Source organism: Pseudomonas sp. HLT2-19-2 (assembly GCF_054898005.1).
In genome coordinates, this window is sequence record NZ_CM142712.1 from 3,696,675 (window position 1) to 3,712,962 (window position 16,288).

18 protein-coding genes and 1 tRNA gene are annotated in these 16,288 nt (G+C 60.8%); 4 read left to right on the forward strand and 15 right to left on the reverse strand.

Features of this window, described 5'->3' with window-relative positions; all coding sequences use genetic code 11:
• Window positions 1-24: 24 nt before the first annotated feature.
• From ACYZTU_RS17190 to gspG, 9 genes are all read right to left on the reverse strand, one after another.
• Window positions 25-153, reverse strand: a complete 129-nt coding sequence (locus tag ACYZTU_RS17190) for a hypothetical protein (RefSeq protein WP_461964412.1) — start codon at window positions 151-153, stop codon at window positions 25-27.
• A gap of 92 nt (window positions 154-245) precedes the next feature.
• On the reverse strand, window positions 246-1,349 hold the full coding sequence (locus tag ACYZTU_RS17195; RefSeq protein ID WP_461964414.1) for a substrate-binding domain-containing protein: 1,104 nt from the start codon (window positions 1,347-1,349) through the stop codon (window positions 246-248).
• Window positions 1,350-1,807: 458 nt separating this feature from the next.
• Entirely contained in the window at window positions 1,808-3,019 is a 1,212-nt protein-coding gene (gene gspF, locus ACYZTU_RS17200; RefSeq protein ID WP_461964416.1) for a type II secretion system inner membrane protein GspF, read from the reverse strand.
• Entirely contained in the window at window positions 3,019-4,437 is a 1,419-nt protein-coding gene (gene gspE, locus ACYZTU_RS17205) for a type II secretion system ATPase GspE (RefSeq protein ID WP_461964417.1), read from the reverse strand. The genes gspF and gspE overlap by 1 nt, the downstream gene beginning before the upstream one ends.
• Complete coding sequence (gene gspD / locus ACYZTU_RS17210; RefSeq protein ID WP_461964419.1) at window positions 4,434-6,824, reverse strand: type II secretion system secretin GspD; 2,391 nt, start codon at window positions 6,822-6,824, stop codon at window positions 4,434-4,436. The genes gspE and gspD overlap by 4 nt, the downstream gene beginning before the upstream one ends.
• Window positions 6,821-7,378 (reverse strand): type II secretion system protein GspM, encoded by a 558-nt coding sequence (gspM, locus tag ACYZTU_RS17215; protein ID WP_461964421.1) that lies wholly within the window; start codon window positions 7,376-7,378, stop codon window positions 6,821-6,823. Before gspM ends, gspD begins: the two co-directional genes overlap by 4 nt.
• Window positions 7,371-8,540: a type II secretion system protein GspL gene (gene gspL, locus ACYZTU_RS17220; protein WP_461964422.1), complete on the reverse strand. Its 1,170-nt coding sequence runs from the start codon at window positions 8,538-8,540 to the stop codon at window positions 7,371-7,373. Before gspL ends, gspM begins: the two co-directional genes overlap by 8 nt.
• Complete coding sequence (gspK, locus tag ACYZTU_RS17225) at window positions 8,537-9,511, reverse strand: type II secretion system minor pseudopilin GspK (protein WP_461964424.1); 975 nt, start codon at window positions 9,509-9,511, stop codon at window positions 8,537-8,539. The genes gspL and gspK overlap by 4 nt, the downstream gene beginning before the upstream one ends.
• An 8-nt stretch (window positions 9,512-9,519) precedes the next feature.
• A complete protein-coding gene (gene gspG / locus ACYZTU_RS17230) occupies window positions 9,520-9,978 on the reverse strand; it encodes a type II secretion system major pseudopilin GspG (RefSeq protein ID WP_461964425.1) in 459 nt (152 codons plus the stop codon).
• Window positions 9,979-10,125: 147 nt separating this feature from the next.
• On the opposite strand from gspG, the gene gspI reads away from it, so the two are divergent.
• Entirely contained in the window at window positions 10,126-10,518 is a 393-nt protein-coding gene (gspI, locus tag ACYZTU_RS17235) for a type II secretion system minor pseudopilin GspI (protein ID WP_461971070.1), read from the forward strand.
• A 128-nt stretch (window positions 10,519-10,646) separates the two neighbouring features.
• Here the strand turns inward: gspI and ACYZTU_RS17240 are convergent, their stop codons facing one another.
• A complete protein-coding gene (locus ACYZTU_RS17240) occupies window positions 10,647-11,078 on the reverse strand; it encodes a type II secretion system protein N (protein WP_461964427.1) in 432 nt (143 codons plus the stop codon).
• 120 nt (window positions 11,079-11,198) lie between these two features.
• Here ACYZTU_RS17240 and ACYZTU_RS17245 point away from each other — a divergent pair, with 120 nt between their 5' ends.
• Window positions 11,199-11,666 carry a GspH/FimT family pseudopilin gene (locus ACYZTU_RS17245; RefSeq protein ID WP_461964429.1) on the forward strand — a complete coding sequence of 156 codons (468 nt, stop codon included), beginning with the start codon at window positions 11,199-11,201 and terminating at the stop codon, window positions 11,664-11,666.
• Window positions 11,663-12,271 (forward strand): prepilin-type N-terminal cleavage/methylation domain-containing protein, encoded by a 609-nt coding sequence (locus tag ACYZTU_RS17250; protein ID WP_461964431.1) that lies wholly within the window; start codon window positions 11,663-11,665, stop codon window positions 12,269-12,271. The genes ACYZTU_RS17245 and ACYZTU_RS17250 overlap by 4 nt, the downstream gene beginning before the upstream one ends.
• A gap of 54 nt (window positions 12,272-12,325) precedes the next feature.
• Here ACYZTU_RS17250 and ACYZTU_RS17255 read toward each other — a convergent pair whose 3' ends face one another.
• Genes ACYZTU_RS17255 through ACYZTU_RS17265 form a run of 3 tightly spaced genes read right to left on the reverse strand, consistent with a single transcriptional unit; the run spans window position 12,326 to window position 14,530 of the window.
• Entirely contained in the window at window positions 12,326-13,267 is a 942-nt protein-coding gene (locus ACYZTU_RS17255; protein ID WP_461964433.1) for a FecR family protein, read from the reverse strand.
• Between the two features lie 37 nt (window positions 13,268-13,304).
• Entirely contained in the window at window positions 13,305-13,850 is a 546-nt protein-coding gene (locus ACYZTU_RS17260) for an RNA polymerase sigma factor (protein ID WP_461964434.1), read from the reverse strand.
• Window positions 13,847-14,530, reverse strand: a complete 684-nt coding sequence (locus ACYZTU_RS17265; protein WP_461964436.1) for an STN domain-containing protein — start codon at window positions 14,528-14,530, stop codon at window positions 13,847-13,849. The genes ACYZTU_RS17260 and ACYZTU_RS17265 overlap by 4 nt, the downstream gene beginning before the upstream one ends.
• Before the next feature lie 190 nt (window positions 14,531-14,720).
• Between ACYZTU_RS17265 and ACYZTU_RS17270 the strand changes: the two genes are divergently transcribed.
• Window positions 14,721-15,068: a hypothetical protein gene (locus ACYZTU_RS17270; RefSeq protein WP_461964438.1), complete on the forward strand. Its 348-nt coding sequence runs from the start codon at window positions 14,721-14,723 to the stop codon at window positions 15,066-15,068.
• Window positions 15,069-15,579: 511 nt separating this feature from the next.
• On the opposite strand, the gene ACYZTU_RS17275 is transcribed toward ACYZTU_RS17270, so the two are convergent.
• Both ACYZTU_RS17275 and pgsA read right to left on the reverse strand, forming a co-directional pair.
• Window positions 15,580-15,655: transfer RNA gene (locus ACYZTU_RS17275), tRNA-Gly, on the reverse strand.
• Window positions 15,656-15,717: 62 nt separating this feature from the next.
• Window positions 15,718-16,278 carry a CDP-diacylglycerol--glycerol-3-phosphate 3-phosphatidyltransferase gene (gene pgsA, locus ACYZTU_RS17280; protein ID WP_017339130.1) on the reverse strand — a complete coding sequence of 187 codons (561 nt, stop codon included), beginning with the start codon at window positions 16,276-16,278 and terminating at the stop codon, window positions 15,718-15,720.
• Window positions 16,279-16,288 lie beyond the last annotated feature (10 nt).

Consider the following 16,288-nt stretch of genomic DNA (forward strand, 5'->3'; position numbering starts at 1 on the left):
ATATCGCGGTTTGAATCAGCCGGGTTACAACGTACGACCGATGCCGGGGCATACCGATGGGGTATTGATATCCAGATGGTTGCCGGTGGTGTTGGTGGTGAAGTTGGCGGTTACAGCGGTTTTCCAGCTGACAAACACTGGAAGGAAACACATGCTGAAATTCCCTTGAAGAATTATGGTTAGCTCATTAAAAAAATGGCGACCCCATGAGGGCCGCCATTCGTACTACTGATTAGACGACTGTCTTACAAAGGACGACCGATGGTGTTGCATGCGGTGGTGTTGTTGATGTTTAGGTTGTTGCCCGAAGCGTTGGTGATGAAGTTGTCGGTCACCGCGGTTTTCCAGGTGGTTGGAACCGGAATGAAGCTGTGGGCAGCTACCGCGACATTGTTACCCGGAGTGCTGTAATGCTTGGTCAGGAAAGCACGGACGTCGCTGGCCACGGCTGCATCCTTGTAGCACTGGCCGAAGATGAAGTTGGTGTAAGCCGCCATCGCATAACCGCTTGCTGGGTTAGCCACAACTGGCGACCATTGAACCGGGTTGGAAGGTACGGTCGGCAGTGGAGCCGAGGAGAGTGCCAGGTTGACGTTACCGCTGGTTGGCAGAACACCGTTGACGCGCGCGACCACAGCGTTGCTGTTGACGTTCACGCCATCCGGACCGACATAACCAATCGAGCCGTCAACCGCGTTCACCGCTGTGGCGACTTCAGCCGTGGTAGCTACGCCTACCCAGCCAGATGGCAAAGCCGAATCGGCTGGCAGACGCGCCTTGGTGAAGGTGGTGTTGACTGCGAACTGCGTCGGGCAGATCGAGTTCAGGTGACGGCTGAGGATCTCGGTGGTGCCGCTGGACGTGCTGCGATAGACAACGCGGATCCGTGTGGCGTCAGTGGTGCCAAGCAGTTGACCCCAAGTAGTTTTAGCGCCAGACAATGCGTCGCACAGCTGCGCAGTCGTCAGGTTGAGGGTAGTGTTGCCGGCTTTTTTGTATGGGATGGCGACCGAAGTGGCCACGGAAGGCAGCTGAATCAGCGGGCCGTACGAAGCACCGAAAGCGGCGGAGTAGTCGCTGAGTTCTTTGCCAGAGAGTACCGAGTCGCTACCAGCGAAGTGCACAGTACCGGTGGTGCCGAACTGCGAGGCAGTGTTGGTCAGGAAAGCACTTTTGCCAATGCCGCTACCAGTGACGGCGTAGCTGAAGTTGGCCGGCAGGATGCTGTTGGCAGAGCCTTTGTACAGAGCGGCAGGCAGTGAAGCACCACCACCGGTTACGGCCATGGCCTGGGCAGAAGCCAATGCGGCGACAGTCAGTGAGGCTGCGATCAGAGTGCGCTTGAACATGAAGAGTCTCCTTTTCAACTTAGGTTTGTCGTTAACGTAGTTTTCAAGTTTTCTTGCATGACGCTGGAAGGACCCACCATTGACCGTTGCGAGCCTGGCCCGGGTTAAGTCGCAGGTAGAAAGTCGCAGTTTCCGGTGACAGATAAAGGAAAAAACCTCGGGAGCCGCAGCGTGTTTTCGTGGGTTATTCTCGGGTGTTGGGGGGCTCTAAGACGGGGTCTTTGTGCAGAGTGCCGAGGGGACTGGGCAACGCAGGGCTGGAGGGGTTGATTTGTCGTTGGACATGACAGAACGGAGATCCCGAGGATCGCTCGGGTGGGATTGGGGTGGTGGGATATATTTAGAATAGTTGGTGTTAGTGGGTCAGTCTTCGCGAGCAAGCCCGCTCCCACATCGGATCGTTGGTGTGGCACAGATCCAGTGTGGGAGCGGGCTTGCTCGCGATGATTTTCAACCGGTCACTGCACCAACTGGTTGATCTCGATGATCGGCAGCAGCACCGCCATGACGATCACCAGCACCACCCCGCCCATCACCACAATCATCAGTGGTTCAAGCAACGCGGTCATGCCCATCGCCCGGCGCTCGATGTCCCGTGACAGGGTCTGCGCGGCGCGCTCCAGCATCGGTGGCAGCGAACCGGTTTTCTCGCCGCTGGCGATCAAGTGGATCAATACCGGCGGGAAGACTTTCTCGACTCGCAACGCCGCCGCCAGGTTAACGCCCTCGCGCACTTTGGCGGTGGCGTCGGTGACGCTCAGGCTGAGCCGATCGTTGGACAAGGTCTGCCGCGCGGCCTCCAGTGCCCGCAACAACGGCACCCCTGCTCCGCCGAGAATCGCCAGGGTCGAGGCGAAACGCGCGGTGTTCAACCCCAGCACAAATCGTCCGAACAACGGTAGGCGCAGGATGCGGCTGTGCCAGTTCAAGCGTGCCGCCGGGTTGCGCAAATACAAGCGCCAGCCCCAGAAGCCACCGGCCATCAGGCTGAAACACAACCAGCCCCAACCACGAATGAAATCACTGGCATTAAGCATGGCCAGGGTCAGCCCCGGCAAATCCTGACGCGCCTGGGAAAACGCACTGACCACCTGCGGCACCACGTAACTGAGCAGAAAAATCACGATGCCAATCGACACCAACCCGACCACGCCCGGATAGATGAACGCGGTGAGAATCTTGCCGCGCAGGTTGTTGCGTTCTTCGATGTAATCTGCCAGCCGTTCCATGACCTGCGCCAGGTCACCGGACTCCTCGCCCGCTGCGATCAACGCCCGGTAGATCTCCGGAAAGTCCCGTGGCCTGGCCGCCAGCGCTTCGGCCAGGCGCATACCGCTGCGAACGTCGGCGCGCACCGCGCTCAGGGTCTGGGCGATGTGTTTTTTTTCGGCTTGCTCCACCGTGGCGCTCAACGCGGCCTCCAACGGTAGGCTGGCGCCGAGCAGGCTCGCCAGTTGCCGGGTGGCCCAGGCCAAGTCGTTGTCCGAGAGTTTGGCGCTGAACATCCCACCGCCCCCTTTCGCCGGGGTGTTGTTCTCGATCTGCACCAGCAACGCGGTCAGACCACGACTGCGCAACACACCGAACGCAGCGCTTTGGCTGTCAGCCTCAAGGTGCCCGGACTCGATCTTGCCCGTGGCGTCGGCAGCTTCAAAACGGTAGCGATTCATCAGGCGTCCCGTGTCACGCGAAGGATTTCTTCCGGCGCCGTGGCACCGCTGCGCACCCAACGCTCACCGTCTTCACGCATACTGAACATGCCGGCGGTGCGGGCGGCGGCGCGTAAGGCCTGCTCGCCAGCACTTTGATGGATCAGGCTGCGAATGTCGTCGTCGATGCAGAACAGCTCATGAATACCGGTGCGGCCGCTGTATCCGGTGTGATTGCATGCCGCGCAGCCGACCGGGCGCCAGGTGCCGGGAGCCGTCGGATCTTCCTGTTTGCACTGCTGACACAAGCGTCGCACCAAACGTTGTGCGAGGACGCCAAGCATCGATGAGGCCAGCAGGAAAGGTTCGACGCCCATGTCGATCAAGCGGTTGACGGCTGAAACGGCGTCGTTGGTGTGCAGCGTCGCCAGCACCAGGTGGCCGGTGAGCGAGGCCTGCACGGCGATTTGTGCGGTTTCCAGGTCGCGGATCTCGCCGATCATGATGATATCCGGGTCTTGCCGCAGGATCGCGCGCAACGCCAGGGCGAAGGTCATGTCGATCTTGGCGTTGACCTGAATCTGGCTGATGCCCGGCAAGTCGTACTCCACCGGGTCTTCGACAGTCAGGATATTGCTGGTGCTGGCGTCCAGCCGCGCAAGGGCCGCGTATAGACTGGTGGTCTTGCCGCTGCCGGTGGGGCCGGTCACCAGCACGATGCCGTGGGGTTGACGGATCAGGGTGTCGAGTTTGGCCAGTACCTGGGCGTCCATGCCAAGGGTTTCCAGTTGCAGGCGCCCGGCCTGTTTGTCGAGCAAGCGCATCACCACCCGTTCGCCGTGGCCGGTGGGCACCGTTGACACGCGAATGTCGATCGGCCGGCCGGCGACGCGCAAGGCGATACGACCGTCCTGCGGCAAGCGTTTTTCGGCGATGTCAAGCTGCGCCATGATCTTGATCCGCGAAACCAGCGCACCGTGCAAGGCCTTGCGCGGCGACACCACATCGCGCAGGGTGCCATCGACCCGGTAGCGCACCACCGAATGGGTTTCGTAGGGTTCAATGTGAATGTCGCTGGCCTCGTCGCGCGCCGCTTGGGTGAGCAAGGCGTTGATCATGCGGATGACTGGTGCACCGTCCTGGGTGTCGAGCAGGTCGGTGATTTCCGGGATGTCTTGCATCAGGCGATCAAGGTCCACCTCATTTTCCGCCGCGCCGACTACTGCCGCAGCGCTGCCGGTATCGGCGTAGGCACTGGCGAGCAAGCCGTCCAGCTCCTCGTCGCGCACCCGCTCCAGCCGCGCCGGGCCGAACTGGCGGCGCGCCTCGCTGATCGACCAGCCTGGCGTGGAGGGGCACACCGTCAGCACCGCGCCGTCCTCACCGGTTCGCAAAAGGATCCGTTGGGCCTTGGCCCAGGCGTAGGGCAAGGTGCTCATTGAACCGGCACCGCACGAATGGTTGCCCGCGGTTGCGAATTCGGCTGTGAACTTGAAACCGGCACCGCGCCAGGAACCCCCTGCGCCGCTGGCGGCAATTGGGGTGCCTGCATGTCCGGCATCGCCCAGCTGCGCTCCGGTTGCAGCATGCCTTGGGCGCGGCGCATGAAGTCATAACGGTTGAGGGTGATGCTGCGCCCCGCTGCGCTGTCGCGGATGATGTACGGGCGCAAAAACACCATCAGGTTGGTCTTGGTGATCGCCCGGCGTTCGTTGCGAAACAACGCACCGATCCCCGGAATGGTCGACAGCCAGGGCACCGCGTCATTGCTCTGGCTGTAGCCATCCTGGAGCAAGCCGCCGAGGACCATGATCTGTCCGTCATCAAGCAGGATGCTGGTGTCGATCGCGCGCTTGTTGGTGACGATGCCCGCCGCAGCCGCACTGTTGGTGGCGCGCTCATCGATGCTGCTGACTTCCTGATAGATGTCGAGCTTGACCGTGCCGCCCTCGGAAATCTGTGGCCGCACATTGAGCTTCAGACCTACCTCCTCACGGGTCACGGTCTGAAACGGATTGTTGCTGGTCCCGCCACCGCCGGTGACGTAGCTGCCACTGACAAACGGAATGGTCTGGCCGACAAAAATACTCGCGGCTTCGTTATCGAGGGTCAGCAGGTTAGGCGTTGACAGCACGTTGGTGCCACCCTTGCTTTTCAACGCACGGGCCAGGACCTTGAGATCGAGAATCTTGCCGATGCCGGGGATGTCCACCGTGCCATTGACCAGGCCCAGGTTCAGCCCCTGGGGCAGGACATCGATACTGGTTCTGCCGTTGAGGTTGACGCCGGTCCCGCCGAGGTTGGCGCCGCCGATGACACCATTGCCGCCCAGATTACCGGTCTGCCATTGCACGCCGAATTCGCTGGCGTCGTCCTCGCCGACTTCGACGATCAGGCTCTCGATGACCACTTGCGCGCGGCGTTGGTCGAGCATGTCGATCACTTCACGAAGATTGCGATAGACCGGGTCCGGCGCCGAGATCAGCAAGGTGTTGGTGGTGGCGTCGGCCTGGATGGTCACGCCGTTGGCACTGAAGGCGACGTTCTGCTCACTTTGCTGTGCACCCCCGACTTGACTCCCCGAAGTCTGGCTACCTTGCCCGTAACCGTTACCACTAGTGGGGTTCGCGGCGGATGGGGCGGCCGAGCCCGTGCTGTTCGAATTGCCGCCCTGCCCGTTCTGGCCGCCGCCGGTATGGCTGCCCATCGCACTGAGCACCGAACGCGCGCCATCGTTGCTGCCACTGTCGCTTTCCCCCGTGAGCAAACCCCGCAGGGCCTGGGCCAGTTTGGCCGCCTGCGCATTGCGCAGATACACCACGTGCAAGTTGCTGGGGTTGCTCTGGGCGTTGTCGAGTTTGTAGATCAGGTTGCGAGCCAGCTCCGTGCGTTCTGGGCTGCCGGCACGGATGATGATCGAGTTGGAACGCGGGTCGCCGATCACCGAAATTTTTTGGGTAGGGTCATTGCCCGGCGCCTCCAGCAGGTCCGAGACCATGCCGGCAATGTCCACGGCGATGCCGTTTTGGATCTGCACCACGTCGGTGTCGATGGCACTTGGGGTGTCGACGCCCTGAATGATCTGCGCCACCCGCGCCAGGTTGTCGGCGTAATCGGTGACGACGATGGTGTTGTTGCCGGGATAGGCGTTGATCGGGTTGTTCGGCGACACGATCGGGCGCAGTACCGGAATGAGGTTCACCGCGTTTTCATATTGCAGGCGAAAGGTGCGCGTGATCATGCCATTGCCGGCCGGTTTGTCAGCGCCGTAAATCGGCCCACCGAGCAACTTGGCGTCGGCCTCCGGCACCACTTGAGACACCCCGCCGACGTCGACCACGCTGAAGCCCTGCATGCGCAAAGTGGCCAGCAGCATGTCGTAGGCCTGATGCGCCGGCACTTCGCCTTCGGAGACCAGGGTCAGGTTGCCTTTGACGCGCGGGTCGACCAGAAACTGACGCCCCGTCGAGCGCGACAAGGCACGGACCACCGCCGCGATGTCGACATCGACAAAATTCAGCGTCACCGGTTGATTGCCCAACGGTTTACTCGCCGGGGCGGTGCCGGTCGGCGGATTGCTGCGCCCCAGCGAGGTGATTTTATGCAATGCGCCCGGCGGTTGCTTGAGCTGCGCCTGCAAACGCTGACGCTCGGCAAGAGGGTCGTCGTTGCGCTGGGTGTTCGCCAGCGGCTTACCCAGTTCGCTATCGACCAGCAACGGTGGCTGCTGCGTCGTTGCGCTATTGCTGCAAGCGCCCAGCGCCAGCAATAGAAAAGGCGCGGCCTTGCGGCAATGGCGTGCATACAGAGAACCTGACCACTTCATGAAGCTTCCTTAGCGTCTGGCGCCTGATCCATGCGAACGGTTCCCGACAGAACTCCCGCCGTGTCTTTGGCCGACGGTTCGCCTGCGCGTTGCAAACGAACCTCGACCACCTCAAGGGACAACTGCTGCGGATAGACCAGCAACCAACCGACCACGGCGTCCGCTGGCGCCTCGTCGAGTGTCAGGTGCCAGGTCATGGGGGTTGTGGTGTCCGGTGAGACTAATTGGTAGTGCCCGGCCAGGCCGTTGGCGTCGAGGGTCTGGCGTAGAGATTGCTCAAGGCTTTGTCCACTCGCGGGGCGTGCGACGTCGCGCAGCAGCACCTCCAGCGCTTCGGTCTGGGAACGTAATTTGGGTGTTTCGGCCTGCCAGTAGTCGATCTTTTTCAGCGCCGGTTGAACCAGCACCAGCCAGGTTAACAAGCCTGACAACACCAGTGCGGTGCCTGCCACCATGCGTTTTTCGCGCAGGGCCAGACCTTGCCACGTCAACAGGCCGCGACCTTTGATGTGCTGCCAGCGGGCGCGGTAAAGCGCCAGGGAATGCTTATTCATCGTCGGCTCCGGCGGCGCTGTCAGCGGTGGCAGTCGCAGGTTCAAGGGCCGGACGCAACGTCCAGCCTTCGGCGCTGGATCTGACCTCGATACCGGCTTGCGCCAACGTGGTTTGCCACGACTTGTCGTTGGCCTGTTTGCGCGCATCCGCCAGCAGGGTCAGCTTCAGCTCGCCGTTGCCAAACTCCAGGCGTTGTACGCTGCCGGCGATAAATGGCATGCCGTTGCCGGCTTGAATCATCAGGTTGGCGAATCCCTGGGTCAGTGCGCCGCTTTTCGGCGCAGACAATTGCTGACGGGCCTGTTGCAACGGGTTGAGAATCACCGGCAACTGCGGAAATGCCTGTTTCACCCGCAGGCTCATTTGACTCTTGAGTTGTTGCCCCTGCGACGCTTCACGGGCGGCGTACAGATTCAAACCCAGGGTCCAGATCACCACGGCAACCGCGCACAAGGCGAGCGCTCGTGGCCAACCCTTTTGGTCGGCATGGCGCTGCTGAATGCCGCCGTGCAAACCCCATCCGGGCAAAGGTCCGGTCCAGCATTGTTCAGCGGATAACAAGCGAGTGAACGCCGAGTCCGGCGGCGCATCACCAACCCACTGCGCGGTGTCACCGGCCTCCAGCAATAAATCGCTCAGCGCCTCGTCCACCGCTGGATGCACCACCGCCTGATGAAGGCTGTGGCGCACTAACAAATGTCCCTCCTGAACACAGGTCACCGGACCACTCGCGACAGGCAAACAGTAGGCGGCTGTAAACACACCGCGCGGGGTCAATCGCGCGCTCCGCAACAATTGTCCAAACCGGGCCAACCCTTCGCGTGGCAGCCAGGCGATGTGCACTCGCCCCTGTTCATCACGTGGGCTGTGGGCGATATACATCTGTTCACAGGCCCCGAGGATCAGCGCCTGCGCCGCACACTGAACGGCCGCGGCGGTTTTTGATACTGGCAAAACTGGTAGATCGATGCTCGCCAGGAGGCTGTCCTGCGGGTGCAGGAAAAAACCGATCGCGGGTGTTTTTCCGTTCTGGCCCAATTGCCGCAAGCTACTTTGACCCTCTTGGGTGACTTGCCCCTGGCGGTCCAGCCGGGCGAACGCCAACGGGCTATCGAGGGTCAGCTCGGACAACGGTGGCAAGGCGATGCGAAGCTGACTCATACGCCCACCCGTGACCAGATCACCTCGGGCAATCCGTTTTCACGGCGGTGCAGCAATGCATCCAGACTGACCCGACGCTGCTCGGTCGACGCCTTGCCCCGCAACAGGAACCAGTCACTGGTGATGCCGACCTTGACGGTCGTGGCTTCAAGTTGCGGCATGCGCAACCGGTTGACGAAGTCCCCACGGTTGATGAACCACTGGCCGCCGTCGCGCTCGGCTATCAGCGCCTGTGCACGCTCGATCGACAGCCCCGGCACATACGCGGCCAGCACCGGTGCGGTAGCGGTATTGCCGTTTAGCCAGGTAAAGGCCGGCAGTACCGTGAAGTAAGGCGCCATTTTTGCCAGCCATTCGTCATTCATTCCCTTGACGCTGCGCAGATCGTCTAGGTGGCGCAGCATGGGGCGAGTTGGCAGCTGTGGTTTGCTTGCGGCCGCCGGTGAAGTATCGCGACCGCTGTCGAAGCCGCTGTCTTGCGGCGTCTTGTCCGCCCGTTCCGGGTTGAGCAGGCGCGGATAGGAGGCGATTACTCGCTGACTGATGCGCTTACTCAAGGTCGTGTTGACCCCGATCAACTGACACAGGCGCTGGAAACTCTCCAGTTGTTCCTGATCGATTCGATCATTGTTGACCAAGTTGCGCAGGTTGAATTTGCCTTGCTCATCCTCCAGCCGGCCCTTGAAGGGCAAGTCACGCGCCGTCACCACGGCGCGTGCCCACGGCTGATCGAGGCGCGTCAGCGGGTCGCGCTGGCGCGCGTCCCACAGCAAATGACGGCTGATCTCGATGCCGCCCAGCAGCATTGAAGCGCCCTGTATCCGCCACTGCTCAGCCTCAAGGCTTCGGGTGAATACGGTTTGCCGGGTCAGCATGCCACCGGCAATCACCGCTACGACCGCGGCGATCAGCAAAGCGCTGATGATCGCCATGCCGCGCTGCTTCGCCGCTGTCAGCGAATAAACGTTCATAGCGGCCCTTACAGCTGCCAGGAGCCGATATCGGCATTTACGCCGTCGCCGTCAGGCTGGCCGTCGGCACCGAGGGAGAAAATGTCGATTTCGCCATTCGCACCCGGATTCAGGTAGTTGTAAGGACGGCCCCAAGGGTCGTTGGGCAAGCGGTCCAAGTACGAACGCCAATTGCTGTTCTTGGCATCCGCCGGACGCTCGACCAGCACTTTCAAACCCTGGTTCATGTTCGGATAAGTGCCGTGGTCGAGGCGATACAGCTTCAATGCCTGCATCAGCCCGCCAATGTCCTGTTTGGCCGCGGTGGCCCGCGCCTGGTCCGGACGGTCCAATACCTTGGGCACCACCATGGCCGCCAGAATCCCGAGAATAACCACCACCACCATGATCTCGATCAGGGTGAAACCTTGCTGTCCGCGAGGCGAACGAGGCTTGTGATCCAGCAACTTGAAGTGCGCGATATCCATCTCGACATTCCCTGGCTTGATTCGATTCGACGCGCAGTGTTGCAAGAAGATATGTCAGTGGTGTTGAAAATGCTCGGGAGCTTTGGTCGTCAAGCGGTCAAGCCCGGGGACTACATTCAGGCGGTGTTCAGACCGCTCGAGTGCCCGATGCGCCACCCTCCCCGACAGACCGGTTTTACATTGATCGAAGTGCTGGTGGCACTGGCGATTATTGCTGTCGCGATGTCTGCCGCCGTGCGGGTCGCCGGCTTGATGACCCAGAGCAATGGCTTGCTGCGGGACAAATCGATCGCGCTGCTGGCGGCACAGAGTCGCCTGGCCGAGCTGCGTCTGGAGGGCCGATCGACACCGGGGACAAAAGCATTGGAATGCGATCAGGGTCGGCTGCAGTTGCGCTGCGAGCAAACCATTGGCGTCGCTGAGAATGGCCGGTTGTTACGAGTTGATCTGCAAGTATTCGACCGCAGCCGCGAGGCACCGCCACTGGCCCGGCTCGGCACGTTGCTGAGTCGACCGATCACCCACCCGCAACCCCTGTAGCAGCCTGCGTCCGGCTGCGAAGCAGTCGTAAACCAGACAACGCGGTGCGTCAGATAAACCGCATGGCGACTGCTTGGTCCGAACGCGGCCCAAGCCGGTCGCAGGCTGCTACCGGGATTATGGTGGGTTCAGGGTTGAGTCAAAACGGGTAGCAATGGCGAATCCGGAAGTTTGGCAATCAGCAGGCGGGACTGCTCCGCGCCACGCTCGATCACCACGGCATCGCCTTCGATGGCGAGGATTTTCACCCCTTGGCTCACCCGTTCTCCCACCAAAAAACTGCGTGGCGGGCCATCGTTGAGACTCAGGATCGCCACCGCGCCACGGGTGCCGGCCCACACCCCGCTGACCTTGATATCCACCGGTGCCGGCTGGTTGGAAAACCACTGCAACACAGGGCTGTCGGAGCGTGAAACCGTGAGTGGCGGCGCGGCATCCGGCGTTCGCGATTCGGCAGCTGTCAGCAGCAGCGATGACCAGGTGACGACGCCCGCCAGAGCGGCCAGCAAGGCCAGTGCCTGGACACACTGCGCCGGGGAAGACCGCTCGGTAAACGACATGGGCTGAATCTCCTTTTAGTCCCTGCCATGAGCCTACAGCGCAATTCTCACGTTTTTATTTCATATGCTCGCCATCTTCAGCCGTCACGATAAAAAACGATGCAAAGGAGCTCGCACTCAATGAATGGCTTCAAACAACAGCGCTTTAAGCAACAGGGCTTCACCCTGATCGAGTTGATGGTCGTGCTGGTGATCATCGGCATTGCCAGCGCGGCGATCAGCCTCAGCATCAAACCGGACCCGCTGCACCTGCTGCGAAAGGACGCCGACCGTGTCGCGCAATTGCTCAAGGTCGCACAAGTAGAAGCCCAATCCGATGGTCGGCCGATCACTTGGCGAGCCGACGCCAAAGGATTTCGCTTCAGTCGCCGCAATGACAACGGCGAAGGCGTTGATCGCTTTCAGAACGACCCGCAACTACGCCCTCGTCTCTGGGAGACACCGGGGATGGAAGTGCGTGTGGAACCCAGGAAAAGCGTCGTGTTGAACGCCGAATGGATCAATCCACCCGTGCAGCTGAAACTGTCGGACGGAATCAACAGCATCAGTGTTCAGCGCAGCCCCACCGGACAAGTGAGCGTCCAATGAAGGCGCAGCGCGGTTTTACCCTGATCGAGGTGATGGTGGCGATCATGCTGATGGCGGTGGTCAGCTTGATTGCCTGGCGCGGCCTGGACAGCGTCACCCGCGCCGACGCGCATTTGCAGGCCAGCACCGAACAGACCGAAGCCCTTCTGCGGGCGTTGAACCAGCTGGAGCGCGACGTCGCGATGCGCGCCAGCATTGAACTGACCGAGCCGGCGAAGCCCGGCGCTGTCGATGAACCGTCCAGCGCGCCCCCGGCGGTGACCGTGCGCAACACCAACGGCACAGGCTTCCGTCTGGATGTGATCCGCGTCGCAACCGGCCAGAACGGTGAACTGCAGCGCGTGCGCTGGTGGCTGAAGGGCGACACGCTCTACCGGGCTCAGGCCGAATCCAGCAGCCGCTATCCGCTGCCGACACCCACCGCAGGGGTCGCAGTGCTCAATGAAGTCAGAGACGTTGCGATTCGTGTTTGGGAGGTAGAAAAGGGCTGGCGCAAGCTGAGCGGCAACCGCAAGGAAAATCCGCTGGGGATCGAGATCAACCTGACGCGGCAAACGCCTCAGGGGATCGAGAAGTATCGGCAGGTGATGGGGCCTTTGGAGTGAATCAGGTGGACCGCGATAGCGCCAGTCGAGACACCCCATGCCCCGAGTCAGCCGTTAGCTGAGCACCACCACCCCACCCGGCAACTCAGTGCACTTGACGCCATACGCATCACGAATCAGCAACGCCACGCCCGCCAGTTGATCCAGGCTGAACCGCGCCTGCACCTTGCGCTTGCCCAACTCGCTGTTGAGCAGCAGCAACATGCCGGGCCGGTAGCGGTTGATTTCGTCGATCACCGTCGCCAGCGTGGCGTCGTTGAACACCAGCACCTGTTGACGCCAGGCAATCACTGCCGAGGTGTCGACCGCTTGCGGCGTGCCGACTTGCCTGGCGTCATAAATCAGTTGCTGGCCTGATTCCAGATGGATGCTGCGACCGAGAATGTCGACCAGCAACATGCCATCCAGGCAGGTGACGCACACGTTCTGGTCGATATGACGCAGATTGAACCTGGCCTGACGTGCGCTCAACCACCCTACCCCGGCCTGCACTTTCAGCGGCGCCTGAGCACGGGTCAGGACTTCGACTTCGCCGCTGAGCAGCTCGAAGCTGCGGGTGCCATCGGCACTGGCGCGCTGGTTGATACGCGTCTGGGTATTGAGTTCCAGGCTCAGCCCCTCCGCCAGATCGACCCGCCGCTGCTCGCCGACTTCAGTGATGTAATCGGCGCCCAGCCCCGAAAAACCGCCCGGCACTGTACCGCGAATCAGAAAAAAGGCGGCCGACGCCGCGATGGCTCCACCGAGGAATGCCCGACGGCCCAGATGCCGTGGAGCCTGCAATCGTTCGGCAGCGGGCTGCAACTGATGCCATAGCCGCTTGCTTTGTTCAAAGGCACGGGCATGTTCGGGGCTTTGTGCGCACCATTGGCGTAACGCCCGGGCATCGGCGACGGTCGCCCGGCCTGAGGTCAAAAGGATCAACCAGTCCTGGGCTTCGCTCTGTAGCCGGTCCTGAGGTTTCGCCTCAGGGGCTGAAATACGGAAGATGTTCAAGCGCGGGGATACTCACGGATTAATCTGGACTCTTCTATCAAGACGGTTTTCCCGCGCCGGGACCGAACCGCTGAATGACTTTTCTTTCCAGGCGCTCGGCACAATGGCCTAGAGCGGCTTTGATTTCCTTCTCGACCATCCGTGTTGAAATGCCGAAGCGCTGGGAAATTTCCAGGTGTGGAGCCTCTTCCAGGCGAGCGGCGATAAAGATTTTGCGTCGACGCGCCGGCAGTTCATACAGCGCGTTGAGCAGCGATTGAATTTCCTTTTGCCCGCCCACCACGCGGGCCGGATCGAGCGCTTCATCCGAGACTTGCAGCATCTCCTCCACTTCGCTGCCTGTCAGCAACCGGGCATCCGACTGGCGCCGGTCCGCAGCGATGTTCAGGGCCATGCGATAGAGGTACGCATTAGGCTGGGCAATGTTCGGCGGTGTTTCCATGCGGTCGACCCGCAGGTAAGTTTCGTGCAGGACGTCGTTGGCCAGATCCTCCGAACCAAGGCGCCGGCGCAAGCGCACCTTGAAATCATCGTAGGATGTCAGGAATAGCCTGACCATCGAACTTTGTCCGGTGTCTTTCATCCCCCGGAAACTCCTTCCCATTGAGTGCATTCCATGCGTTTTCCCGACGGCTCAGGTAGCAGAAGTAGCGTGACCGGCTGACCCAGGGAACTGGGCGCCGAACGTTCGATGTTGAGGTTGCGCAATCTTTCCACCAGCGCCGAGTCGCGCTGAACATCACCTGTAGAACTGACCAGACGGCTGTACTGCACAACACCATCACGGCCGATCCACAGTTGCAGCAATGCCCGAAAACTGCCTGGACGGATCGAAGGCGAGCGGCACAGGCTGCGCTCGATCGCCGATTGAATCGCCGTCGCGTAACTGCTGCCAGCCAGCGGCGCACTGGTTGCGACCGAGCCTTGCGTCGAGGGCACCTCGGTGACCTGCGCCACTTGCAACGTGAAGGCATCCGCCCGGACATACCGAGCCATCAGTCCACTGCCACCGAGCATAAGGCTCAAGGCATCGGCAGCACTCAGACGCCCTTTCAGCGCGATCGAACGACGACCACGGGTCAACTGGCGATCGACCAACACTGCCATGCCGGTGGCACGACTGAACCGTTCAAGCGCGCTGGCCAATTCCTGGGCCGGAATATCCAGCTCCAGTGAAGTATGCGAATCAATCGGACCGGCAATCACTGCCGACGACATCAACCAAAACAGCAACGCCAAGCAAGCCTGGCGGACGTGAGTCATTGAAACCTGGCACCCGTTTCTGACTCTGCCTCGCTGCACGGCTGACGCACCCCTGAAAACCGTCATCCTGAGGGCTGTTTATGACTCTGGTGTGACGGCCGGTGCAAAAAAACATCACGAGCCGCCCGATTACTTTGCTCTAGACTCACGCTTCAGAGCGGCCCGTTCGTGGCCGGCCAGGAGGCCTTCAATGAAAAATCTGTGGTGTGTTGCAGCCGGCGTGCTGCTGTTGATCGGACTGACAGCGGTTCAGGCCGAGCAACCGCCAGGCTGCGTCGAAGTAACGGTCGGGGGTTACAAGGCACCGGACTACAACTGCCTGAGCCAGCAAATGGGCAATAACCCCGAAGGCGCGGCCGCTGCGCAAAAGAATCAGGAAGCCATGAACGCGCCGGTGAACAAACGGCCACCCAACCACGTCGGCCTGGCAACACCGGCCGCGACCAGCACGCGCATGGGCAATACCTTCGGTACCGGCGTCAAACCCCAACGCCCCGCCCCTCCTGCCAGCGGCTTGCCGCTGATCAAGGCGCCGTGAGTGAGGGGGGTCTGCAGTGAGATTTCACTGGTGAAAAAATCCGTGAAGTCAGCAAGAAATCCCGGATCGCGATGTCCATTCATCACCTGCGGCAGGGGGCAAAAAATTGGGGCAAATAAACGGTCCTACTCTTCGCCAATCGATGGGCACACTATGGATAATTTCGAAATCACCGAGCGGATTGTCTGCAGGGCTCTGCGCTCGAGCTAATGTTACATCTTCGAGTGCTGACGGGGCTTGCTACTGTTTTTATTGCGTTCGGCGAGCTCTCATTGTCTCGTGGGTGGGAGGGCGCGAAGCGGACGAGGTACTGAACAGAGTCAGGGCCAGATGCTTATCTCGCTACGCAAACTGCTCCAGCAACAAACCGATTCAGTACGCATCAGAATCCTGGACTTAAATGCACCGGATAGTGCTGGATTTCAGTGGTTCCCGCCGGAACGAAAAAAGGACCCGAAGGTCCTGATTTCAATCGCTTACAGAATTCAGTGGAACTCTGCAGCGCAATATTTGGAGCGGGAAACGAGACTCGAACTCGCGACCCCGACCTTGGCAAGGTCGTGCTCTACCAACTGAGCTATTCCCGCGTCTTGGTGTGGCGCATTCTATAGAATCCAGAAGTCTCGTCAACACCTTGATTCAAAAAAGTTTATTTCTTTTCCACGTCGGTCTTCAGATGCGGCCAGGCAGCCCGCAAATATTGGACCATGGACCACAACGTCAGGCCCGCGGATATCAGCAACAAGGCGTACCCCACCAGCACCCAGAACGTGAAGTCCGACGGATTCGCCAGCAGAATCACCAAGGCCAGCATTTGCGCGGCGGTTTTCCATTTACCCAGGTTCGACACGGCGACGTGAGCCCGGGCGCCGAGTTCGGCCATCCATTCGCGAAGTGCCGAAACGACTATCTCGCGACCGATGATCACGGCGGCCGGCAGCGTGAGCCACAGGTTGCCATGTTCTTGCACCAGCAACACCAGCGCAACAGCGACCATCAGTTTGTCAGCAACGGGATCGAGAAAAGCCCCGAACGGCGTGCTTTGTTCCAGTCGGCGGGCCAGATACCCATCGAGCCAGTCTGTGGCGGCAGCAAATGCGAAGACCGAGGCGGACGCCAGGTAGCTCCATTGATAAGGCAGGTAGAACAGTAAAATGAAGATCGGAATGAGCAGGACGCGTAGTACGGTAATCAGATTAGGGATATTCATCGGCACAACT